We start from the raw sequence: 1,338 nt of genomic DNA on the forward strand, positions 1-1,338 counted from the left end.
GGTGTCAATAACCCCGGCCTCTACACGATCGAAAGGGTTTCGGTCGAAGACGCTCAGGGCAACACGCGGACCTACTCAACCAGCGAATTGACCGCGCTCGGATTCAATACCGAGATCGAACTCGTCGGGGCAAGTGTTCCCGCGAACGGTCAACGTGCTGTTGTGGAAAATGACGACGGGTTCAGTATTTCGGAAGGGGATGGTTCAACTTTTCATCTGGTTTTTGATAATCTGACGAATGCCAGCTTTAGCTATAGTTTCCGTTTCTCCACTGTTGGTGGAAATGCATCTGGCAGCGACTTTTCTGGGTCCAGCGGCGCTGGTTCGATGTCGATAGTTTCAACGACTCCACAGTCCAGGGAGGTGGATATTTCCTTTTCCGCACTCAGGGACAGTCTTGTTGAAGGAGACGAGACCCTCTTTCTGGAAGTTGATCTGTTCGGCATCACTTTTGCCGACGGCACTTCGAGGGGACGGTTTGAAGTGTCGATTCTCGACAACTTGCGCCCCTCTGGCGAGGTCCTTGTTTCAGGCGATCTGATCCAGGGCGCGACCCTGACCGCAGACACCTCGACGCTGGCGGATGCCGACGGGCTGGGCACGTTGAGCTTCCAGTGGCAGCGGGACGGCGCGGCCATCCCGAGTGCCACAGGGGCCTCCCATCCCCTGTCCCAGGCCGATGTCGGGGCCGCGATCTCGGTCGTGGTATCCTACACCGACGGGCAGGGTGCCGCGGAAAGTGTGACCAGTGCAGCGACCAGTTCGGTCTCGAACGTCAACGATGCGCCCTCGGGGGCGGTGGCGATCTCCGGCACGGCGCGGCAGGGCGAGACGCTGACTGCGGATGCCACTGGCGTGTCCGATGTCGATGGGATTGATGCGACAACTGTTGCCTACCAGTGGCTGCGTGGCGATACGGCGATCTCGGGCGCCACGGCTTCGACGTATGAGTTGACCCAGGACGACGTTGGCGCGGCGATCTCGGTCCGGTATTCCTACACCGACAACTTCGGCACCAACGAGAGCGTGACCAGTGCAGCGACCAGTTCGGTCTCGAACGTCAACGATGCGCCCTCGGGGGCGGTGGCGATCTCCGGCACGGCGCGGCAGGGCGAGACGCTGACTGCGGATGCCACTGGCGTGTCCGATGTCGATGGGATTGATGCGACAACTGTTGCCTACCAGTGGCTGCGTGGCGATACGGCGATCTCGGGCGCCACGGCTTCGACGTATGAGTTGACCCAGGACGACGTTGGCGCGGCGATCTCGGTCCGGTATTCCTACACCGACAACTTCGGCACCAACGAGAGCGTGACCAGTGCAGCGACCAGTTCGGTC

At 60.6% G+C, this 1,338-nt stretch carries 1 protein-coding gene; it reads left to right on the top strand.

Features of this window, described 5'->3' with window-relative positions; all coding sequences use genetic code 11:
• Positions 1-483: 483 nt before the first annotated feature.
• Positions 484-1,338, top strand: an 855-nt coding sequence (locus G0P99_RS18780; RefSeq protein ID WP_203583167.1) for a hypothetical protein, incomplete at its 3' end; no start/stop codon positions are given.

The sequence above is a fragment of the Ruegeria sp. PrR005 genome (assembly GCF_010500245.1).
In the GTDB taxonomy this organism is placed as follows: Bacteria; Pseudomonadota; Alphaproteobacteria; order Rhodobacterales; family Rhodobacteraceae; genus Ruegeria_B; species Ruegeria_B marisflavi.